This is a genomic window from Streptococcus sanguinis (genome assembly GCF_900475275.1).
GTDB lineage: Bacteria > Bacillota > Bacilli > Lactobacillales > Streptococcaceae > Streptococcus > Streptococcus sanguinis_N.
Genome location: NZ_LS483364.1, coordinates 842,333 through 862,578, shown reverse-complemented (window position 1 = coordinate 862,578; position 20,246 = coordinate 842,333). Strand labels below are relative to the sequence as shown.

Here is a 20,246-nt window from a genome sequence, read left to right as displayed (position 1 = left end):
AACAACATCATTCCTCTTCTTCATCCTGCTCTTTCTTCTTGAAAGTAAAACGTCCTGTGCTTTCAACTTGAAACCCTGACTCACAGCAGCTCTGGATACTGGCATTGAGCACTGCGCCAACAATCAAAATTTTAGCAATCATGATAAACCAAAACATCATCACAACCATAATGATGGAGCTGAAAAATCGAACATCAACCAGGTGATTTAAATAATTATCCATGTAAACGGAAAAGATATTCAGCAAAGCCAGAATGGTCAGAAGCACGAAGGCGCTTCCGGGCAGAACATAGCGTTTCTTGCTGATTTTCACGTTAGGCAGGAAATAATAGAACATAACCAAAACCGCAAAGAGTAAGGCGTAAATCAATGGCTCCGTAAAATTCTGCAAGTGTTGATAAAGCTGGTTATCTAGCTTCCAGTAAGTACGGAGGAAATCAAGCGACATATGGCCAAACATGGTCAGAAAGAGGGCCAAGGCAAAGAGAATCTGCAGACCTAGACTCACAAAGAGACTCATGACGCGATGAGAAATCAGCCCTCGGCTCTTAGCTACCCCATAGGCTTTATTAAAGGCAATTTGTAGGAAATTCATGGACTTGGAAAAAGTCCAAAGAGCCGACAAGACTGAGAAACTCAGCAGGCCAGTCGAGGGCTGGGTCAGCACTTCACGCATGACTTTTGCCACAACATCATACAAAGTCTCTGGCAGCATGTCCTTGATAGCTGTCAGAAAATCCTCCACCGGAATGTGAAAATAGGGCAAAATATTCACCACAATCAAGAGCAAGGGAAAAACGGAAATCAGCCAATAATAAGCAACTGCAACGCTGGTCAGCTCACTATCCGCTGCCCGATAAAAACGGAAAAATGCTCTTAAAAACTGATTGTTGCGAACCTTACCAAATAATTTCTTCACTCTCTTCTCCTTCAAAAAAAGCTGAGACAAGTGCCCAGCCTTTGATTTCTAATAAGTCCCTTCTTCTCCCTGGCTGGTCAGAATGACAGGTCCATCTTTTGTAATGACAAACTGATGCTCATACTGACAGGACAGGCCGCCATCCAGCGTTTTATGTGCCCAGCCGGTCTCAAAGTCCGTATCAATTTCCCAGGTACCTGTATTGATCATGGGCTCAATGGTCAGAACCATCCCCTCACGCAAGCGCAAGCCGCGTCCTGCTCGACCGTAATGCGGCACCATAGGCTCCTCATGCATAGTTGGGCCAACACCGTGCCCCACCAAATCTCGCACAACGCCATAGCCATGACTTTCAGCGTATTCCTGAATAGCTGCGCCAATGTCACCAATACGATTGCCAACCTTAGCAGCCGCAATTCCACGATAGAGACATTCCTTAGTCACATCCATCAGCTGCTGAGCCTCTGGGCTAATCTTCCCTACTGCATAGGTCCAGCAAGAGTCTGCCACACCGCCCCGGAAGCTCTCTGTGTGCTGCTTCATCTCTGCTACATTGTCAAAATCTAGCTTGGACACATCCAGCTCTGCCTTATCGACCAAGCCAACCACCATATCAACGCTGATGACATCACCTTCTACCAGCTTCTGATGACGGGGAAAGGCATGGGCTACCTCGTCATTAAGAGAGCAGCAGGTCGCATAAGGATAGTCCATGACAGAGCCTTCAACACCAATTTGCAGAGGCAGGGCATTGTCTTCTTTACAACGCTTGCGGACATACTCTTCGATGTCCCACATGTCAATGCCTGGCTTAATCAAGTCTCTCAAACCAATATGGACAGAAGCCAGAAAATCTCCACTCTTGTCCATCAAGTCAATTTCACGCTGTGATTTTAAAGTAATCATTCTTTCTCTAAATTCCTCTTCTTAATTAATTTTCACTGTAATCGTGGCTTTGGCAACCAGCATCGCTTCCAAATACATCTCAAAGTCAATAATGGCTGTCCGCCTAGTCTGACGGATAATACGCGGCTGGATATGCAGCAGGTCATCAATCTGGACCGCCTGAAAGAAATAAATCATCAGCTGGTCGATTATCAGGCTGCGGCCGCTGTTGACCATGAGCTGCTGGGTAATCCGAGTCAAAATTTCTGTCAGCACACCGTTGGCCAGCACACCATTTTGCTCCAGCATAAATGGCTCAACAGTAAAGGAAAACAAATCATCCTGACGGCTAATCTTCTGTCCCACTTGCTCACTGAAAGTCGGCAGGCTGGAAATCTGAGAACGGCTCATTTTTTCCATAATGTCCCGCCTCGTAATCACACCCAGCAAGGTCTGGTTGCTGCGCACTACTGGTATCATTTCAAAATCTTCTGCAATCATGCGCTGGCTGATATTGGCAATATTGGCAGATAGGCCTGTCATAAAGACATTTTTCGTCATGACCTTGTCCAAGGTTGTCAGAGGAGACTTATCCCCCGCGTCCCGCATGGTTACTACTCCCACCAGCATCTGTTGCTGGTTGATAACCGGAAACCGGCTGGCACGATTGCGACGAACCAAGTCCAGATAGTCACGAACAGTATCAGTATCATGCAAGAAGCCGTACTCGTGGCTGGAGCGATAGACCTGCTCCACTGTTAATATATCGGTCTTGATCTGCATATTGGACAGGGCACGATTAATCATGGTTGCAACAGTGTAGGTATCGTGCTTGGTCCTGAGAACCGGTATATTGAGCAAATTAGCCATCTTCAGAACTTCCGAGCTGACTTCAAAACCTCCAGTAATCAACACCGCATTCTCATTTTCCAGAGCCAAGAGCTGAATTTTCGTCCGGTCTCCAACAATCAAGAGACCACCCTCTGTCAGATAGTGCAGGATATTCTGCTCCGTCATGGCTCCGATGGAGAACTTATTAAACTCTTTTTCTAGACCATCTTCTCCAGCCAATACTTCTGAGCCAGTAATATCAACAATTTCCTTGTAGGTCAGATGCTCCAAGACAACTTTCTTGGACTTGACCCGAACCGTACCACTCCGAGGCCTGGTCTCAACAATACCTCGGTTCTCCGCTTCCTTGATAGCTCGATAGGCTGTACCATCACTAACTCCCAGATAGTTTGAAATACTGCGGACACTGACCCTCTTGCCAATTGGAAGATTTTCAAGATAGGTTAAAATTTCCTGATGCTTACTCATTAAAATCTCCTCTCTCATAACGGTACTCCAGATAATCTCTCATCTTCCTCGTGTACCGGTCGCTCCCTTTAAACTGCCGGTAGAGTCTGAAGCCAGATTTTTGAGCTACCTTCTGACTGGCTAGGTTCTCTGCATGAGTGATAATGCTGAGACGCTTGAAGTCAAAGCGGGTAAAAGATAGAAAAGCAATCTCTCGGACAATTTCTGTCATCAGCCCTCGTCCCCAGTAGTCTTGCCGCAGGAAATAGCCTAACTCAGCTTCTTTCTTGATCTCGTCCATTTTTTCAAACTTGACAGAGCCAATCATTTCCTGCGTTTCCTTGTGGCAAATGGCCCAAATCCCCAGAGGATTTTTCATAAAGAAATTGGCAATGACGTATTCACTTTCCTCTAGGCTTGCTTCTGTCGGAAAAATGAACTGAGTATTTTCCGGATTGGACGCGATCTTATATAGAGCCCCTGCATCTTCAAAGACAATGGGCCTCAAAAAAGCATGCTCCGTCTCAATAAATGAACAGGCCGCCAAATGTGTCCATAAATTCATCTGCTACCTCTACAAAAAATAAGCGAAAAACGCTTATTCTTCTATCAACTGGATATCTGCACCCAGACTTGTTAATTTTTCAATAATATTAGAATAGCCACGCAGGATAAACTCAATATTAGTAATTTCTGTCTTTCCCTGAGCCATCAAACCTGCAATAACCAAAGCGGCTCCTGCTCGTAAATCGGTCGCCTTGACCTGAGCTCCCTGCAGTTGATTTGGCCCCTCATAGACAATCTGGTCGCTGCTGGTCGAAATCTTGCCTGCCATCTTAGCCAGCTCCGCCACATGGTTAACCCGCTTCTCATAGATGGTGTCCGTAATCTTACCATGGCCATTAGCCGTCAGCAAGAGCGGAGTAATCGGCTGTTGTAGGTCAGTTGCAAAGCCTGGATAAGGGGAAGTCTTGATGTTTATAGCTCGCAGGTTTTGCTGCTCTTCGACAAAAATGCTGTCTTCAGAAACCGTCATCCGAACACCCATTTCCTCAAGCTTGGCAATAAAACTCTCCAAATGCTCATAAAGGACATTATTAATCTGAATTCCCTGACCAATAGCCGCAGCAAGGGCGATATAAGTCCCTGCCTCGATACGGTCTGGAATTACTTGATGACGCGTTCCATGAAGGTGTGGAACCCCCTCAATCGTGATAATATCAGTTCCTGCTCCACGGATGTGCGCTCCCATATTATTCAAGAGAGTTGCCACATCAATGATTTCTGGCTCCCGCGCTGCATTTTCAATAATAGTCCGACCTTTGGCCTTGACAGCAGCCAACATAGTATTGATGGTGGCACCCACGCTGACCGTATCCATATAAATGCTAGCGCCTTTCAGCTGCTGACCTCCTGTGGATAGGTTCATGTAGTTGCCGTCCATGGTCATCTTAGCCCCCATCGCTTCAAAAGCCTTGAGATGCAAGTCAATAGGACGCGGCCCCAAGTCACAGCCACCAGGCAGACCTACCGTCGCTTCACCATAGCGACCAAGCAAGCTGCCATAGAAATAATAAGAAGCCCTTAGACTGTTGATTTTCCCATAAGGCATAGGGACGTTTTGGATACCACGCGGATCAATCGTCAGATTGTCCTCAGAGCGAGTAACACTAGCCCCCATGGCAATCATAATATCAATCAGGCTATCCACATCCGAAATATCTGGAACACCATCCAACGTTACAATATCATCCGCCAGAATCACAGCCGGAATCAGGGCAACGACACTGTTTTTAGCACCATTAATAGTCACCTCTCCTTTTAAGGGGCGACCACCATGTATTACAATTTTTTTCATGTTTAAAATAAAGCTCTTTCAAGGTATTGCCATTTATTATACCACAGATTCGGGAAATTTCCTATACTTTTAGATAAATAAGACAATTGAAATTAAAATGAAACAGGGAAAATGGCTTTTTCAACAGTACTTTCAGAAAAATACAGTATTACCAGGAATGAGAGAAGCGCAAGGCTAGACTGCTTGCCTTGCAAATATTACCTATATAAAAAAGCTCTCAACCATTACGATTGAGAACTGTCTTCTTACTGCACTGATGCTTTCAATGCCTCTACCTTATCCAACTTTTCCCAAGGCAGGTCAATGTCTGTCCTACCCATGTGGCCATAAGCTGCTGTCTGACGATAGATTGGGCGTTTCAGATCCAGCATTTGAATGATGCCGGCCGGACGCAAATCAAAAATCTGACGAACCGCTTCCTGCAATTTGCTTTCTGCAACAGTACCAGTGCCAAAAGTATCGATGCGTACAGAAACCGGCTGAGCCACACCAATGGCATAGGCTAACTGTACTTCTGCTTTCTTGGCCAGTCCAGCCGCCACGATGTTTTTAGCGATGTAGCGAGCTGCGTATGAAGCTGAGCGGTCGACCTTGGTTGCATCCTTACCAGAGAAGGCACCGCCACCGTGACGAGCATAACCGCCGTAAGTATCCACAATAATCTTACGTCCAGTCAAGCCAGAGTCACCTTGCGGGCCGCCAATTACAAAGCGACCTGTTGGATTGATGAAGAATTTCGTCTTATCATCCAAATATTGGGCTGGAATAACTGCTTTAATTACCTTTTCAATCACATCACGATGAATCTCTTCATTGGTCACTTCTGGGTCATGCTGGGTCGAAATAACTACCGTATCCACGTGCACTGGCTGGTCATTTTCATCATACTCAACGGTCACCTGAGACTTGGCATCTGGACGCAGATAGGCAATCTCTCCTGATTTGCGCAACTCTGCCAATCGACGGACTAGCTTGTGACTAAGCGAGATAGGAAGCGGCATGAGCTCTGGCGTTTCATCCACTGCAAAGCCAAACATAAGCCCCTGGTCTCCAGCACCAATCAAGTCCAATGGATCTTGGTTCGCATTCCCACGAACCTCCAAGGCTTCATTGACACCTTGAGCGATATCTGGTGACTGCTCCACCAAAGACGGATGCACACCGACTGTCTCAGCTGAAAATCCATACTCTGTATTGGTGTAGCCAATCTCTGCAATGGTATCACGAACCACACGGTTAATATCTACATAAGCTGTGGTCGAAATCTCACCAAAAACATGAACCGAGCCCGTATAAACGGCTGTTTCAGCAGCCACATGGGCATCTGGATCCTGACTCAAGACAGCATCCAAAATAGCATCGGAAATTTGGTCTGCAATCTTATCAGGATGCCCCTCCGATACAGACTCAGACGTGAAAAGTTTACGTTCTGACATAGAAATGTCCCCCCTTAAATAAATTGTTATAGAGTTACAAAGTACTGATAGAAAAAACTACCACCTTATCGGGACTATATAACTTCTTCATTATACCACTTTTCGCTAAAAAATTCAGAATTTTTTTAATAGAAAAAGCTATAGACGAAAACTATAGCTTTATTATTTAGATTTACTTCGAATAAGAAGACTACTAATCTTAAAAAATTAAAGTACACTAAACCAAATCCGTTTGAGCAATGGCCTTCTTGACATCATCCAGCGGCAAATGAACCAGCTCTACTTCTTTTTCTTTGTATAGATACTGAGCATAGTCATCTATCCGATATTGGTTGATGTAGACTACCCGCTTGCAGCCGACCTGAAGCAGTTGCTTGGTACAGTTGAGACAGGGAAAATGAGTCACATAAGCCGTAAAGCCCTTGGGAACGCCCCGCTCGGCTCCCTGCAAGATGGCATTGACCTCAGCATGCAAGGTCCGTACGCAGTGACCATCAATGACCAAGCATTCATGGTCAATACAGTGCTCAGTCCCTGAAACTGAGCCATTGTAACCAGTTGAAATAACCTTATTGTCCTTAACCAATACAGCGCCAACCTTTGCTCGCTTGCAGGTTGAGCGATTAGCGATTAAGAGAGCCTGAGCCGCAAAATACTGGTCCCAAGCTAAACGATTCTCTGACATGATTTCTCCATTCTACTGATTTTTTATTTACATATACGTCTGTTTTTATCTATTATATCGCAAATTCCTATTTTTAACTAGCTTTACCATGAAAGCTATCTTATCAGCAACAAGCCTTTATCTATACTATAAGTGGCATGGCAGGCTATTTCTCTCTTCAAACTTTTCATTAAGAGTTATCAAAAAAGAACCAAGGAAATCCTCAGTTCTTATTTTAATTATTTACCAAGCTTAGCTTTAGCTGCATCTGCAAGAGCTGTGAAAGCTGCTGCATCGTTAACAGCTAAGTCAGCCAACATTTTACGGTTAACTTCAATCTCAGCCAATTTCAAACCATGCATCAATTGTGAGTATGAAAGTCCGTTCAAACGAGCTGCCGCATTGATACGAGTGATCCAAAGTTTGCGGAAATCACGTTTTTTCTGACGACGGTCACGGTATGCATAGTAGTAAGAGTTCATTACTTGCTCTTTTGCAGTACGGAACAAGATATGTTTTGCTCCATAGTAACCTTTAGCTAATTTTAAAATACGTTTACGGCGTTTGCGTGATACAACGCCACCTTTAACACGTGCCATTTATATTTCCTCCAATATTTCCTAGATAATCGTTACAGTAGCTCTTATTTCAGACCTGTAAGCATTGCTTTGATACGCTTGAAATCTCCTGCATGCACCATTCCTGCTTTGCGAAGATGACGGCGTTGTTTCTTAGTCTTTCCGTGGAAACGGTGAGAAGTGTAAGCACGGAAACGTTTCAAGCCACCAGAACCTGTACGTTTGAAACGTTTAGCTGATGCGCGGTGTGTTTTTTGTTTTGGCATAATGTTTTCTCCTTTTTCTATCTTTCTGACAATCTATTTTTTGTCAGGAATTGGCGCCATCTGCATGAACATCTGACGTCCATCCATCTTAGGCTTTTGCTCAATAATAGCAACATCTTGAGTCGCTTCAGCAAAATCTGCTAAAACTTTAGCCCCGATTTCTTTGTGGGTAATCATCCGGCCTTTGAAGCGGATAGATACCTTTATTTTATTTCCTTTTTCAAGGAACTTGCGTGCGTTGCGAAGTTTAGTGTCAAAGTCTCCCTTGTCAATAGTTGGACTCAGACGAACTTCCTTCACAGTAACAACACTTTGTTTCTTGCGTTGTTCTTTTTGTTTTTTCTGGTACTCAAATTTGAACTTACCGTAGTCCATAATTTTTGCAACAGGTGGTTTAGCTTGTGGCTGAATCAGGACCAAATCGACATTTGCTTCATCCGCAAGAGACTGCGCTTCGCTCAGTGGTTTAATACCTAATTGTTCGCCGTCAAGACCGATCAAGCGAACTTCACGCACACGAATTTCATCATTGATGAATAAGTCTTGTTTTGCTATGGTTTTCACCTCTTTTTTTATTTTTAGAGAAAAACAAGTGCGGACCTGCTAACGCAAACCCGCACTACATGATAGTATTTCATCACTGAAACTGAATCCTGTAGAGCCAGACAACGTTAGTCGCAAGGCGAGAAGCTCTCACTTCTGCTTTTCTCAACTCTACTATCATACCAAGTTTCATTTTATTTGTCAATGATTTTTTTCGCTTTTTCTTCGATAAATGCAACAACTTCAGAAATACCTACACCAGTGGTATCAAAATGTATGGCATCGTCTGCCGGTCTCAATGGCGAAACCTCGCGATGACTGTCCTTATAATCTCGCTCTGCAATTTCTTCTTTCAGTTTCTCCAAATCAGCTGGAATACCTTTTGATAGATTTTCCTTATATCGGCGCTCAGCTCTTTCATCAACCGAAGCTACCAGATAAATCTTGAGCTCAGCCTGAGGCAAGACAACCGTTCCAATATCACGGCCATCCATGACAATCCCTCCCTGAGCTGCAATTTGCTGCTGCAAGGCCACCAGTTTCTCACGAACTTGAGGAATGGCTGATACCCAGGAAACATTATTAGTAACTTCATTTTCCCGAATAGGGTGAGTCACATCCACATCGCCGACAAAGACTAGCTGCTCGCCATCTTCTGCTCGGCCAAAACTGACCGAATGATTATTGAGCAAGTCTACAATTTCAGTGGCATCTGCTTCTGTCAGATGATGCCGCAGAGCCAGATAGGTTGCAGCTCGGTACATGGCTCCTGTATCTAAATAAGTATAGCCAAAGTCCTTGGCAATAATCTTGGCAACAGTCGATTTTCCACTGGAAGCAGGACCGTCAATCGCAATTTGAATCTGTTTCATAGCTGGCTCCTACTCAATCTTCACAACGTCACCTGGATTGGCATACCAAGAACCAGTGGACATATGAGAAGGGTTAAGCTGTTCAAGCTTGGCAATAGAAATACCTGCACGCGCTGCAATGGCTGCCTCACCTTCACCAGGCTGGACAGTCAAAGTTCCTTCAGATGATTCTGTGGTATTTGCCGCTGGCTGTTCTGCTGTAGAAGACGCTTCACTGCTGGAACTTGCTGCTGAAGTGCCGTAGAAACCTTCCATTTGGGTTTGTCTATTACTTCCTCCAGTAGACAGATAGGTCAGGAAGCACACCACCGCAACCACTAAAATACAGAAAATAATGGTTAATATGGTCAACAAGCGGTCTGCATTCAAGGCGCTAAACTTCTTAGTTCGTTTCAACTTATCTTCTCCGTTATCGTATACATCTTCTTCCCATGGTTCTTTTTCCATGACTTCCTCCTTGAGTTTTTCTTAAAATCTTATTACAATATGGGTATGAAAGTAACACTCATTCCCGAACGGTGCATTGCCTGTGGGCTCTGTCAAACCTACTCAGATCTTTTTGACTATCATGACAATGGCATCGTCAAATTTTACCAGGACGACCAGCTCCTAGAAAAGGAAATCGCTGAGGATCCCGATGTCGTGGAAGCCATCAAAAACTGCCCAACCCGAGCTCTTTTGAAAGACTAGGATTTTTTGGACTGACTGCCATAGTAAGCTTCAAAATAGTCAATATGGGTAAAATTATCTACTAATTCTACCTCACCCTTAAAATGCTCATTAAGGGCTAGGGCATTGACAAAATATTTCTTAGGCCACTTGCGCATACAAAAACTCCGGCTGCGGTTCTGCCCTTTAAAATATAAGGTAATTGACGTCTTAGTCACTTCGACTTTTTCAATATCTGAAATCTTGACCTTTATCGGAGTAAAGGGATTGGCTGTGATAATTCGCAAGGTTCCATCGTCATAAATGGTAAAATAACGATGGACTCCCATTCCCAACAAAACCATGAACAAGAAGAAAGAAAACAGAACAAGAGTCGGCACTCGTGAGCTTTCATACATCAAAGCCAGGCCAACAAAAATCGGAATGACCGATAAAGACCAATATATTATCAGGATAGCTACATCTGGCTGCCAGTGATAGCGAACCTTACCGAAAATCTTTATCATGCTCACACCCCCATACTACTAGTTTAGCATAAATTAAGAAAAAATAGAACAGGTAGACTTGCCTATTCTATTTTTTTATTTATGATTTTGCTGTCTTAAAGAAGCTATCAGACAAGTAGCCCTTTCCTCTGACCATATCATACTCAATCAGTTTCAAATCATCTGCTATTTCTTGAGCTTCTTCGTCCAATTCCTTTTTATCCACGCTGGCCTTATGCAATACTTCTGTCAATAAAGCATAGTAAGGTGATACTTTGGAATTTGTCTGCTCCAGTAAGAGAGCGGAGAAATCGCTAGAATTAACTCTTGGATAATCAAGTTTAGGAGTTTCATAATTGCTCCAAACGAAATAATCTGTCAGATATTGGCTTTCTGGATCTTCTTTAAAGGCTGACTGAGGATAGAGACCAGGCAGATGATCGCCATAAAAGACGACCGTTACCTTTTTATCTACCTTTGAAAGCTTCTCCAAAAACTCCTTGGTGGCCTGATCTGTATGGTAAAGCATTCTGACATAGCTGGAAAGAGATTCGTTCCCTTCCTTGCTAAAGTCAGGATAGCTGGCAGACATGTAGACAGGATTGGGCTCACTCCAAGGCATGTGATTCTGCATGGTCATGACAGAGAAAAATTGCCCCTGCTTGCCATTCAAATGCTCCAAGACTTGATTATAAGTCGTTTGATCGCTGTAATTACCACCTATATTATCACCTTTCAGGCCTTTAGTGCCATAGTGAATAAAGGTATCAAATCCCAAATCCTGGTAAATGACATTTCTGGCATAATTGCTAGGGGAGGCCAGATGGATTACTGTCCGATTCTTAGATGAATAAGCATCGCTAATGGAAGGAAATCTATTCATCCTCGGGACAATTTCAGTATAGAGAACCGAAATAGATGGAGACAGATTATAAAAAGGCAAACCTGTCAGGGTCTGAAATTCCATGTTGGCCGTTCCTCCACCATAGCCGTCTGACTTCATAAGTCCACTGGTGGTGCGAGTTTTAACTTCCTGAATATAAGGAATTGGATTCTCAGACATGGTAACGCTGTCAACCCGCGCTGGATCAGAAAAACTTTCACTCAGAAGATAAATTACCGTTTGATCTTCGATTTTATTCTGGCGTTCTTTGTTAATAGCTTCCGCAACATTCTTATACTTTTTTTCTATCTCTTGAATCTTTTCCTTAGAATAGCCACGTGGCTCAATCATGGTTGTATCCGACATCTGTGAAAACCAGACAAAAGAAAGGGAGCGCAGCTGTGAATTGACAGTATTTCCCATCCAAGTCAGGTCATGGTAATTATTTAAGACCGAAATAACTGGAATATTCTCTACTATTTTGCCATTCTTTTTAGTGGCAAATATATCCATGACTCCCAAGAAAAAGACCAGAGGCAGGACTAGCAAGAGGAGCTGGTATTTAAGAACGGTAATGAGCCTTCCTGGCAAGATTTTCTTGCGCAAATACCAGTAGAGAGCGCCTAAAGCAACTAGTCCCAAGATAGCATAAAATCCATAATTGCCTCCGAGAAAGTCAAAGAGGGTCTTAGGATTTCTCAGCCAGACCATATCACTAGGCAATATTGGCTCTTGGCGATACTGGAATTTCAGACTGCTGGCTATGGTAGCAACCACTACTAGCGCTGTTATCAGCATGGTTGGCAGAAGAAAATGATTGAAAATCAGGTAAAGAGCCATAAAAATCATGAAAAAAACGATGATCTGAAAGAGACTGGCTCCAGTGAAAAGATACTGATCCAAAACAATCACATCTCCTCGGATACTATTTTGGATTGTATAGTTAAAGACAAGAGCAAACACTGCACTCAACACAAAAGCAACAGAAACACTGGCTTTATTCTGAGCGAGATCGCGCAATCCCTTAACAGCTAGAAAGCTGGGGAAAGAAAGCAGGATAAAGATAAGTGCGATTAGGCAGAGGAAAGTTAGCACAAAGTTCTGCGTTATTTCCAACTTGCCTTCCTCAAGGAAATTCACTAAATAGCTTTGGTGGTGTAGCAATTCCGGCATCTTATCGTCCATCAAAGCAAGAAATAGGAAGAGTTGGGATAGAAAAAGATTTTCCAGTACCTCTCTATTTTTCTTAGTAACTTGCAAGAACTTACCTGGGAAGCGTTTTTTAAGCTTTGGAAAATGGATAAAAATATACGCAAATAAGAAAATCAAAAGCAAGCCAGGCAGGGAGTTAAACTGCCAAAAATGATTGCTGAAAACCCGTTCTGCTTTGAACTCAAAATCATTGACGTGCTGAGTTACTGTCAGTAAGTAAGAAAATCCTGTATAGAGAGCGTAAATAATAGCTGACCATACGAAGAATCTTTTGCTGAAGAGCTGAGACAAAAGCTTACCCAAGCAAAACAAAAGAGGGAGCAGCATCAGAAAGGCCAGCCACAAGGCTGGATAATTCCGCAAATCTTCGCCTTCCTCCAACAATAAAACCATCGTAACAGCGACTATATCTAACAGTAAAAAACTAATCAGCAGGTATGAGAACTGCTTATAGTGGTTGAGTAAAAATTTCATTTTTCTTTCTGGTAAATAGTTATATTCTCTAGCGAGATTTTTGTGAATTAAGAATCTCACTTTTTCTTTAAAAGATTTGACAAACGATTTCTAATCTTTTGAGATAAATTTTTCTGACTTAATTTTTCTTTTTGCTCGGTCAATTCTGCCTTTTTCCTCTGCCAGTCCAGTAAAGAGGGGAGGGAAGATAAGGGCATAATCTTGAAATCATAATGACTGTCCCAAGCTATATAAACTAATAAATGCTCTAAAACATCTGAAAACTCCTGCTCAGAGGATGGCAAGCTTTCTAAACTCTTCATCTGGAACAAACTAGCCAAAGCAGAATTTTTGAACCATAAGAAGCCGCCATAGACTCTCGTCAGAGAAGGGGTGGTCATAAAGTCAAAAGACTTATGTAAACCGACTTCCTGCCAGACAGCAGCCAGCCTTGGACGCGGCGGTTCTGACTCAAACAAGCCATCCCTGACTAGGCGCGGTAAATCCGGAATAACCAGCCCTACAGCAGACTCCTGCTCCAACGCTTCTATGCTTGCATCTGCATAATCAACCATCATATTTATCAAATCAGAGCGCATGGTCTGGTCAAAAACCGCCTGATTCTCTACCAATCGATGAGTAGATAGATGGCCGATATAAGCATAGTCTTGCAGAATTTCCTTCTGGTCTAGCATGGCAAGCCAGGCATGCGATGCCTGACTTAGGACAAGCTGAACTTTATCGCCCAGATGTGCCAGCGCTGTCTGCAGCTGTTTCAGCATTTCTGGCTGCGCTACAGTCACTAAATACTGATACTGAGATGACAGAGAGAATAGCTTGTCCTGATAGTGCTGAAAAATAGGAAAATCCGTTACATGAATATGCAGGAGGACAGGCTGATCAGCCCGATAGTTCGAAGTTGCCTGAGACGAATACTTGTCCTGTAGCAAACAAGGAAGGTCAGGACCAAAATGATAGAAAAGGTGTTCCCTAATAAGCGAAGTTGGATAGGATGAGTTGGTTTCAAGTTCTTCCAGCAAATACCTAGCTAAAAAAGGATTACCCACGAGAGCCTTCACCTTTAGAAAAGGAACCTTTGCTTCCAAAATCCTAAGTGGCTTATAGTATGAAAAGTCTGGATGAACCAATTCTCCTGCTTCTTCCTGACGGGTATCAAGGAGAGATTGATATCTGAATCCTGCCTCTACAAAACGCTTGGTAAACCTAGTCTCGTAATGGTCTATCACATCTTGAACGTCAGCAAAATCTTCTACCTGCGACCAAAATTCTCGGAAAGCCTTGTCTTTAAGAACTGACTGCTTAAAGGTGACAAAGTAGCTCTGCAGGTGTTCTTCAAAGTATCTGGTCTTGCGAAAATTAGTCATTCCCCAAAAATCTGCTTGCGAATCCTCTTCAAAGCGCTGATAAATCGTTGATAAATCCCATAGAGGCCCGAAGCAAGTGTCGTTCATGAGAGTCAGAGAGTCTGAGTTCTGCAAAGTGTCAAAACCCAGCCAGTTCATACCGTCACGCCAGGCTGCAAAATCAAAGCCTCGATTATCACGCTCAAGCAAGTCAGAAATTCCCAAGTCTTCTCTCAGCCGGCATTTGTCCTCATTGCTCAAAGGACTATTTGAAATAAAAAGAATCTTAGAAAAAAGCGGCTTTAGCTGCTTCAATTGATAGAAGACATGACCGCTTATATGATTGCATTTATTGAAATGAACATAGAGTAATATTCGTTCCATGAAAATACCTTATTCTTTATGATTGAGAAATCTTCCAACTGCCATTACGCTGGATTAAGCCAGTGGCAGAATCCTTAGCAGAGACATCATCATCCTTAATATCCTGACGATTGATTAAGATAACTGGGTTGTTCTGAGAGTCTGCGAAGGCTAGAATTTGTTCTTCCTGATCCCGCACTGAAACCTGCAGCTTTAACTTAGCGTTATTTATCTGTGACACATGGCACTTGTAAGTCAAGCGCTTCTGTCCAGGTCCTTCTGTCGGCTGATCCATGGAATTATCATTATAAAGCCAGATGGTTCGATCGATATCTGTCAGAGAAAAGGAAACATAGGTCGGTAGGTCTTGATTTACCTGATAAGAAATTTCAAATTCAATCTCTTGTTCAGGTGAAATCTGAGGCGAATGCAAGAGCTTAACCTTCAAATCAGAAACTGCCGCATTCTCAACCTGGAATCCTTCGTTCATGGCTTTTGTTTCAGTCGCATTGTCCAGACTATACTGGTTGGCCACATCATCTGGATTGCCGATAGCCTTGACCAAGCCATTTTCAATCAAGACGGCCTTATTACAATATTTTTTAACAGCTCCCATGTCATGGGTCACCAGAATGGTCGTCTTACCTGACTCCTTGCGATCTTTGAAGTAGTCATTACACTTACGCTGAAAGGCTTCGTCCCCAACAGCCAAGACCTCGTCCAAAATCAGAATATCACCCTGAGCCTTGATGGCCACAGAAAAGGCCAAACGCACCTGCATACCGCTGGAGTAGTTCTTGAGCTTTTGGTTCATAAACTCTCCCAACTCAGCAAACTCCACGATATCATCGTACATGGCATCTACTTCTTCTGTTGAGAATCCCAGCATGGCACCATTCATATAGACATTTTCGCGGCCAGTTAGTTCTGGATTGAAACCAACACCCAGTTCGATAAAGGAAACCAACTTACCATCAATAGTTACCTTGCCCTTCTCCGGAATATAAATCTCAGAGATAATTTTCAGGAGGGTGGACTTACCAGATCCATTGCGGCCAACAATCCCGTAGAAGTCACCTTTTTCGACCTCAAAGGAAATATCTTTCAAAACATGCTGTTCTTTGTAGCCTTTGATCCCCTTAAAACGATTGACCAGACTGGTTCTCAAACTCTGAGTAGCCTCAGTAGGCAATCGAAAGAATTTACTTACATGGTCGACTTTTACTGCAATATTATTTGACATTATAAAATCTCCGCAAATCTCTTAGCATTTTTATTAAAGAAGAACAAACCTAGAGCCAATATCACAAAAGGAATCAAGTAAGGAATGAGGGCGATTAGTTTGTTATTCACGATATCCCAGCCTCTAACATTGACAGGAGAAACGATGAAATGGCGCATATCCTGCAGCATCTGAGCAATCGGATTGAGCATCATAATTTTAGCGACAAAGAATTGCTTCCGCTGCAAAAGAAAGGTCAGAGAGTAAATAATAGGACTAGCATACATTCCTGCTTGAAGAGCCACTTCCCAAATCGGTCCAATATCCCGATACTTCACAAACAAGGAAGACAGCATGAGGGCACAGCCCATTGCCAAGACCAATACCTCCAGAAAAAGAGGAATAATCACTAGCGTATGCAAGCCGAATTCCACCTGATTGATCAAGGCGAAAAGGAAAACAACGACCAGATTAATCAGAAAATTGATTGCCGCTCCAAGAACCGATGAAATGACAATGGTATGCTTGGGAAAGTTTAATTTACGAAGCAAATCTCCCCGAGAAACGATGGAAAGCATGCCCATATTGGTGGCTTCGGTAAAGAAAGACCAGAAGACCATCCCCAGCAAGAGTCCTACTGTATAGTGGGGCGTTCCGTCATCAAAGCGCAAAAAGCGGACAAAGACCAGATACATGATAGTAAACATCATCAATGGCTTCAAAATCGACCAAAGATAACCGACCAAAGACCCTTGATAACGCAACTTAAAATCCGTCTTGATTAATTCTTTCAAAAGAATACGATTTTTTTTACTAAAAAAATCCATGAATATTACTCCTTATAAGCAAACTTTGTGAGAATGAGGCTCGTAAAAACAAGGGTATGAAAAGCACGGTTTTTACGGTAGCCATACTGGCGAATCCTGCGCCAGCGCTCCTTAAAAGGCGCCTCCATAATGGTCACAAAGTTCTCAATTAACTCTCTATTTTCAGCAGTCAGCGGCAGGACCAGCAAATTTCTAGCCTGAGTCTGACTGTCTTTTATCAATTTCCAATATTTAGCAAAAAGAACATGGGGACGCACCCAGTTTTTTACGCGTTTTCTGAGCGTTCGAGCTCCCAACACATTATTCGAATGCTGCCGATAGAGCTCACCCGGCTTGTCAATATAGACCAACGTTCCAAAAGCCGCAGCCAGCAAGCCCAGATACCAGTCGTGCATGAGCAGTTCATGCTCTTCCTTCCCAGTCCAAAGTTGAGCCAAGGCGCGATTTATCATAGAAACACCACCCGTCACTGTATTCTCCGTCAACTCTTGGACTAGTTCTGTATTAGCGTGATCTGACTGAGTGCGAATCATACTTTCATGAACAACCTGTAGCTCTTGATCCACGACCTTCAAGTCAGTATAAACCAGTAAGGGCTGACTGCTATCATATTTGTCTGCCTCAGCCAATTGCATGGCAATCTTGTCTGGCAGCCAAACGTCATCTTGGTCGCTAAAGAGATAGAAATCCGAATCTTGGTACTGAAGCAGGCTATGAAAACTTTGAATGACACCTAGATTTTGTGGATTTTCCCGATTGATAAAGGCAATGCGGTCATCCTTGCGGCAAAAGTCCTCGATGACTGCCCGCGTCCCATCTGTAGAGCCATCATCACGAATCAGCAGCTGCCAATCCCTGTATGTCTGCTCTTGGATACTCTTAATCTGCTCGGACAGAAACTGCTCCCCATTATAGGTGGACAGAAGAATGGTCACTTTCATGATAAAAATAAATCCTCGTATTCACCCACAATTTTTTCCCAGGTGTAGTTTTCTTTCATATTTTCTTTGGCGGCTTGACCTAGCTCCGTAAAATCTGTTTGAGCATCTACTCGATCAATCAGCTGGGCCAGCTGGCCGGGTTCTTTTTTCCAGTAGAGAGCCGTTTCTTTTGCTACCTTACGGTTAAAGTCCACATTCAGCACCAAATTGGCATCTGTCTGAGCCAGTGCTTCCAAGAGTCCCGGATTGGTCCCACCAACCTCGTGGCCATGTATGTACGCAAAAGCATGATTACGGATATATTTGAGCAGATTCTGATCATAAACCGTCCCGACAAACTTAATGCGAGAATCACGGTCAAAGCCTGTTTTCTGCTTGAGCTCTTCAAAATAGGGATTGCCCTCATGATTGCAGATAATCAGCAAATCACGTTGGGTCTTGGATTTCATGAATTCTTGAATGATGGTTTCATAGTTGTTTTCCGGAACAAAGCGTCCGACAATCAGGTAATAGTCTTTTTCCTTACTGGTCCACTTTTCAAAGAAGACCCTGACCTTGCCTTCGTTTTCCGTCAGATTGGACAGATAAAGGTCGGTTCCATAAGCTATACAGGTCGTTGTAGACCAAGGATAAGCTTTTTGAATATAGCTTTCGATGCCTTGATTATCCGCAATAACCAAGTCTGCATGCTTAGTCATGACCTTTTCAGAATACTTGAGATAGGCTTGAACTGGCTTAGACCATTTGGCCCGCTTCCACTCCAACCCGTCAGGATTGATAAAGAATTTACCGCCTGCCTGATGGATACGACGAGCAAAGGGAAAGATAAAAGCACCAATCGTATTTCCAAGAATATAGAAAATAGGCTGTTCAATCCGCTCTTTTTTAGCAAACTTGAGGGCATAGGAGACAGCCATCATATCATAGGCAATTACGCGGGCTGGGCCAAGCTTAGGTGGCTTGACTGTAAAACAGTCAACTCCCTTGTAGTCAAAATGATGAAAAGCTTCATCATCTGATAAGCAAGCCACATGATACTGGATTTGAGAAGAGATTTGATGCTCTGTCAATTTTTCGACAAAGGTTTCAAATCCTCCATATTTGGCAGGAAGTCCCCGACTCCCAATGATGAAGACATGTTTCATGATTTCCCTCAATTCAAGATTTTACAATCCATTCTATTATACCACTTTCTAGTGTGTTTGTATAATACAAAAAGGACAGGTAGAGCCACGGCTACACTTGTCCTTTTCTTTCTTTAACCTCTTCTACCAGAAAGCAGCTTATTTTTCACTTTGCGTAAGAAAGAGCTGGCTGGTTGAGAAGGTAAATTTGTATCCAATAAGCATTTGACATGACGCAAGGAGTTAACCTGGTACATTTCAGTGTTTTCAATCTTATCCAATAAGGTTTGGTAAACACTCTGAACTGTGTAACGCTCTTGAATCTTGTCAAGATTGGCCACCGACTGGTCTTTTAATCTCTCAAAGTTTGCCAAGGCAATGTTTATCTTATCAGCCAACTCCTCGATATTGCCAGATGAATAGAGCTGACCTTCTTCAAAGATTTCATAGGCGGATAGATGACCAGGATTGTCCGACAAAATGGTCGGAAGGCCATTCATAATCGCTTCAATATAGACTAAGCCAAAGGTTTCCATTGCAGACGGAAATACCGCTAGGTCTGCTGCCGTCACCTCTGCCCAAGGATTGTCCTTGTGCCCCAAGAAACTAATATTTTTGACCTGGTGTTCAGAGATATAAGTATCGCATTTTTTCTTGTACTCCTCATCCCAGGCACCAATAAAAACCAAAGCCGGTTTTGGCTGAGATAGCTGGTTATAGGCTTTTATCAATTCTAATTGATTCTTCCGCTCTGTCAAACGTCCAACAGACACGATACGCCTTTCGGCTCTATCCCTTTCTCCTGTATCAGTAGGATGAATTTTCGTAAAAGGGGCAAAAGACAAGACTTTTCTGTCTGGCAGCAGCTCCTGTAACTGTCTCTGCAAGGCACCTCTAACTGCAAATATTTCCTGTGAATAATCACTGATAAAATCCAGCTTTTCCTTATAGTAGCCAAACTCTCCGTCAGGAAATTCATGAATCAGCCAGAAATGCGGAACATCCTCGCAGGCCGCTGCCACTGCACCTTGAAACATATTGACCGTATTGGTAATAACCAAATCAATCTTTCGCTCCGTTAGTATCTTTCTGAGCGCTGAGGTATTATCCTGATATGACCGAGCTCTAGTCTCAGGACTATCTGGCAGGCCACCAGGCGCATCCTCCCACCACCATTTAACTGACGGCAAGGCTATAGTCTCAATAGCCAAGGCAGCCAAGCTGGATATATAGTCCTGCTGAACGGCTACATGATAATCCGGAATCGCATTGATAACCTGATGGCCCGTCTGGACCAAGTATTCCATCAAATTGACAATAGAGATTTCAGCTCCATTATCCAGCGTTCCAGTCGGCGAAATGAATAATATCTTTTTTTTCATA

The 20,246-nt window shown here is 43.2% G+C and carries 21 protein-coding genes and 1 other annotated feature; of the genes, 1 reads left to right on the top strand and 20 read right to left on the bottom strand.

The window, feature by feature from the left end; translation table 11 throughout:
* Nucleotides 1-7 precede the first annotated feature (7 nt).
* The 12 genes from DQM55_RS04510 to DQM55_RS04455 all read right to left on the bottom strand — a co-directional run bounded on the left by DQM55_RS04510 (nucleotide 8) and on the right by DQM55_RS04455 (nucleotide 9,767).
* A complete protein-coding gene (locus DQM55_RS04510; protein WP_172454782.1) occupies nucleotides 8-934 on the bottom strand; it encodes a YihY/virulence factor BrkB family protein in 927 nt (308 codons plus the stop codon).
* A 33-nt stretch (nucleotides 935-967) separates the two neighbouring features.
* On the bottom strand, nucleotides 968-1,825 hold the full coding sequence (locus DQM55_RS04505; protein WP_111675599.1) for a methionyl aminopeptidase: 858 nt from the start codon (nucleotides 1,823-1,825) through the stop codon (nucleotides 968-970).
* Between the two features lie 21 nt (nucleotides 1,826-1,846).
* The gene (spxR, locus tag DQM55_RS04500) at nucleotides 1,847-3,124 is read right to left on the bottom strand and encodes a CBS-HotDog domain-containing transcription factor SpxR (RefSeq protein WP_172454716.1); all 1,278 of its coding nucleotides are present in this window, start codon (nucleotides 3,122-3,124) and stop codon (nucleotides 1,847-1,849) included.
* Nucleotides 3,117-3,668, bottom strand: a complete 552-nt coding sequence (locus DQM55_RS04495) for a GNAT family N-acetyltransferase (protein WP_111675597.1) — start codon at nucleotides 3,666-3,668, stop codon at nucleotides 3,117-3,119. Before DQM55_RS04495 ends, spxR begins: the two co-directional genes overlap by 8 nt.
* Nucleotides 3,669-3,701: 33 nt before the next feature.
* A complete protein-coding gene (locus DQM55_RS04490) occupies nucleotides 3,702-4,961 on the bottom strand; it encodes a UDP-N-acetylglucosamine 1-carboxyvinyltransferase (protein WP_111675596.1) in 1,260 nt (419 codons plus the stop codon).
* A 245-nt stretch (nucleotides 4,962-5,206) separates the two neighbouring features.
* Entirely contained in the window at nucleotides 5,207-6,397 is a 1,191-nt protein-coding gene (metK, locus tag DQM55_RS04485; protein ID WP_111675595.1) for a methionine adenosyltransferase, read from the bottom strand.
* Nucleotides 6,398-6,614: 217 nt separating this feature from the next.
* Nucleotides 6,615-7,082, bottom strand: a complete 468-nt coding sequence (locus DQM55_RS04480) for a deoxycytidylate deaminase (protein WP_002895042.1) — start codon at nucleotides 7,080-7,082, stop codon at nucleotides 6,615-6,617.
* Nucleotides 7,083-7,300: 218 nt separating this feature from the next.
* Nucleotides 7,301-7,660, bottom strand: a complete 360-nt coding sequence (gene rplT, locus DQM55_RS04475; RefSeq protein ID WP_000124830.1) for a 50S ribosomal protein L20 — start codon at nucleotides 7,658-7,660, stop codon at nucleotides 7,301-7,303.
* A gap of 44 nt (nucleotides 7,661-7,704) precedes the next feature.
* Nucleotides 7,705-7,905: a 50S ribosomal protein L35 gene (gene rpmI, locus DQM55_RS04470; RefSeq protein ID WP_002895038.1), complete on the bottom strand. Its 201-nt coding sequence runs from the start codon at nucleotides 7,903-7,905 to the stop codon at nucleotides 7,705-7,707.
* Nucleotides 7,906-7,938: 33 nt separating this feature from the next.
* Nucleotides 7,939-8,469 carry a translation initiation factor IF-3 gene (gene infC, locus DQM55_RS04465; RefSeq protein ID WP_002895037.1) on the bottom strand — a complete coding sequence of 177 codons (531 nt, stop codon included), beginning with the start codon at nucleotides 8,467-8,469 and terminating at the stop codon, nucleotides 7,939-7,941.
* A 16-nt stretch (nucleotides 8,470-8,485) separates the two neighbouring features.
* Nucleotides 8,486-8,616 (bottom strand) — a sequence feature (ribosomal protein L20 leader region).
* A 26-nt stretch (nucleotides 8,617-8,642) separates the two neighbouring features.
* Entirely contained in the window at nucleotides 8,643-9,320 is a 678-nt protein-coding gene (gene cmk, locus DQM55_RS04460) for a (d)CMP kinase (protein ID WP_002909356.1), read from the bottom strand.
* A 9-nt stretch (nucleotides 9,321-9,329) separates the two neighbouring features.
* Nucleotides 9,330-9,767 carry an SAG1386/EF1546 family surface-associated protein gene (locus DQM55_RS04455; protein ID WP_002897255.1) on the bottom strand — a complete coding sequence of 146 codons (438 nt, stop codon included), beginning with the start codon at nucleotides 9,765-9,767 and terminating at the stop codon, nucleotides 9,330-9,332.
* Between the two features lie 45 nt (nucleotides 9,768-9,812).
* On the opposite strand from DQM55_RS04455, the gene DQM55_RS04450 reads away from it, so the two are divergent.
* Nucleotides 9,813-10,010: a ferredoxin gene (locus DQM55_RS04450; protein ID WP_295345912.1), complete on the top strand. Its 198-nt coding sequence runs from the start codon at nucleotides 9,813-9,815 to the stop codon at nucleotides 10,008-10,010.
* Here the strand turns inward: DQM55_RS04450 and DQM55_RS04445 are convergent.
* The 8 genes from DQM55_RS04445 to DQM55_RS04410 all read right to left on the bottom strand — a co-directional run bounded on the left by DQM55_RS04445 (nucleotide 10,007) and on the right by DQM55_RS04410 (nucleotide 20,245).
* Nucleotides 10,007-10,495 (bottom strand): EbsA family protein, encoded by a 489-nt coding sequence (locus DQM55_RS04445; RefSeq protein ID WP_002900006.1) that lies wholly within the window; start codon nucleotides 10,493-10,495, stop codon nucleotides 10,007-10,009. The two genes, DQM55_RS04450 and DQM55_RS04445, sit on opposite strands and share 4 nt — an antisense overlap.
* A 79-nt stretch (nucleotides 10,496-10,574) precedes the next feature.
* Nucleotides 10,575-13,043 carry an LTA synthase family protein gene (locus DQM55_RS04440; RefSeq protein WP_172454715.1) on the bottom strand — a complete coding sequence of 823 codons (2,469 nt, stop codon included), beginning with the start codon at nucleotides 13,041-13,043 and terminating at the stop codon, nucleotides 10,575-10,577.
* Between the two features lie 56 nt (nucleotides 13,044-13,099).
* On the bottom strand, nucleotides 13,100-14,770 hold the full coding sequence (locus tag DQM55_RS04435; RefSeq protein ID WP_111675593.1) for a rhamnan synthesis F family protein: 1,671 nt from the start codon (nucleotides 14,768-14,770) through the stop codon (nucleotides 13,100-13,102).
* A gap of 16 nt (nucleotides 14,771-14,786) precedes the next feature.
* On the bottom strand, nucleotides 14,787-15,992 hold the full coding sequence (locus DQM55_RS04430) for an ABC transporter ATP-binding protein (protein ID WP_002895026.1): 1,206 nt from the start codon (nucleotides 15,990-15,992) through the stop codon (nucleotides 14,787-14,789).
* Nucleotides 15,992-16,798 (bottom strand): ABC transporter permease, encoded by an 807-nt coding sequence (locus DQM55_RS04425; RefSeq protein WP_002895024.1) that lies wholly within the window; start codon nucleotides 16,796-16,798, stop codon nucleotides 15,992-15,994. The genes DQM55_RS04430 and DQM55_RS04425 overlap by 1 nt, the downstream gene beginning before the upstream one ends.
* A gap of 5 nt (nucleotides 16,799-16,803) precedes the next feature.
* A complete protein-coding gene (locus DQM55_RS04420) occupies nucleotides 16,804-17,739 on the bottom strand; it encodes a glycosyltransferase family 2 protein (RefSeq protein ID WP_002914802.1) in 936 nt (311 codons plus the stop codon).
* Nucleotides 17,736-18,884: a beta 1-4 rhamnosyltransferase Cps2T gene (cps2T, locus tag DQM55_RS04415; RefSeq protein WP_111675592.1), complete on the bottom strand. Its 1,149-nt coding sequence runs from the start codon at nucleotides 18,882-18,884 to the stop codon at nucleotides 17,736-17,738. The genes DQM55_RS04420 and cps2T overlap by 4 nt, the downstream gene beginning before the upstream one ends.
* Nucleotides 18,885-18,997: 113 nt before the next feature.
* Entirely contained in the window at nucleotides 18,998-20,245 is a 1,248-nt protein-coding gene (locus DQM55_RS04410) for a glycosyltransferase family 4 protein (protein WP_111675591.1), read from the bottom strand.
* Between the last annotated feature and the right edge of the window lies 1 nt (nucleotide 20,246).

Coding starts and splice junctions, on each gene's coding strand:
- DQM55_RS04505 (WP_111675599.1), bottom strand. CDS start 1,825: ATGATTACTTTAAAATCACAGCGTGAAATTGACTTGATGGACAAGAGT.
- DQM55_RS04455 (WP_002897255.1), bottom strand. CDS start 9,767: ATGGAAAAAGAACCATGGGAAGAAGATGTATACGATAACGGAGAAGAT.
- DQM55_RS04450 (WP_295345912.1), top strand. CDS start 9,813: ATGAAAGTAACACTCATTCCCGAACGGTGCATTGCCTGTGGGCTCTGT.
- DQM55_RS04430 (WP_002895026.1), bottom strand. CDS start 15,992: ATGTCAAATAATATTGCAGTAAAAGTCGACCATGTAAGTAAATTCTTT.
- DQM55_RS04425 (WP_002895024.1), bottom strand. CDS start 16,798: ATGGATTTTTTTAGTAAAAAAAATCGTATTCTTTTGAAAGAATTAATC.
- cmk (WP_002909356.1), bottom strand. CDS start 9,320: ATGAAACAGATTCAAATTGCGATTGACGGTCCTGCTTCCAGTGGAAAA.
- DQM55_RS04490 (WP_111675596.1), bottom strand. CDS start 4,961: ATGAAAAAAATTGTAATACATGGTGGTCGCCCCTTAAAAGGAGAGGTG.
- DQM55_RS04440 (WP_172454715.1), bottom strand. CDS start 13,043: ATGAAATTTTTACTCAACCACTATAAGCAGTTCTCATACCTGCTGATT.
- rpmI (WP_002895038.1), bottom strand. CDS start 7,905: ATGCCAAAACAAAAAACACACCGCGCATCAGCTAAACGTTTCAAACGT.
- spxR (WP_172454716.1), bottom strand. CDS start 3,124: ATGAGTAAGCATCAGGAAATTTTAACCTATCTTGAAAATCTTCCAATT.
- DQM55_RS04420 (WP_002914802.1), bottom strand. CDS start 17,739: ATGAAAGTGACCATTCTTCTGTCCACCTATAATGGGGAGCAGTTTCTG.
- rplT (WP_000124830.1), bottom strand. CDS start 7,660: ATGGCACGTGTTAAAGGTGGCGTTGTATCACGCAAACGCCGTAAACGT.
- cps2T (WP_111675592.1), bottom strand. CDS start 18,884: ATGAAACATGTCTTCATCATTGGGAGTCGGGGACTTCCTGCCAAATAT.
- DQM55_RS04410 (WP_111675591.1), bottom strand. CDS start 20,245: ATGAAAAAAAAGATATTATTCATTTCGCCGACTGGAACGCTGGATAAT.
- DQM55_RS04435 (WP_111675593.1), bottom strand. CDS start 14,770: ATGGAACGAATATTACTCTATGTTCATTTCAATAAATGCAATCATATA.
- DQM55_RS04445 (WP_002900006.1), bottom strand. CDS start 10,495: ATGATAAAGATTTTCGGTAAGGTTCGCTATCACTGGCAGCCAGATGTA.
- metK (WP_111675595.1), bottom strand. CDS start 6,397: ATGTCAGAACGTAAACTTTTCACGTCTGAGTCTGTATCGGAGGGGCAT.
- DQM55_RS04480 (WP_002895042.1), bottom strand. CDS start 7,082: ATGTCAGAGAATCGTTTAGCTTGGGACCAGTATTTTGCGGCTCAGGCT.
- DQM55_RS04495 (WP_111675597.1), bottom strand. CDS start 3,668: ATGAATTTATGGACACATTTGGCGGCCTGTTCATTTATTGAGACGGAG.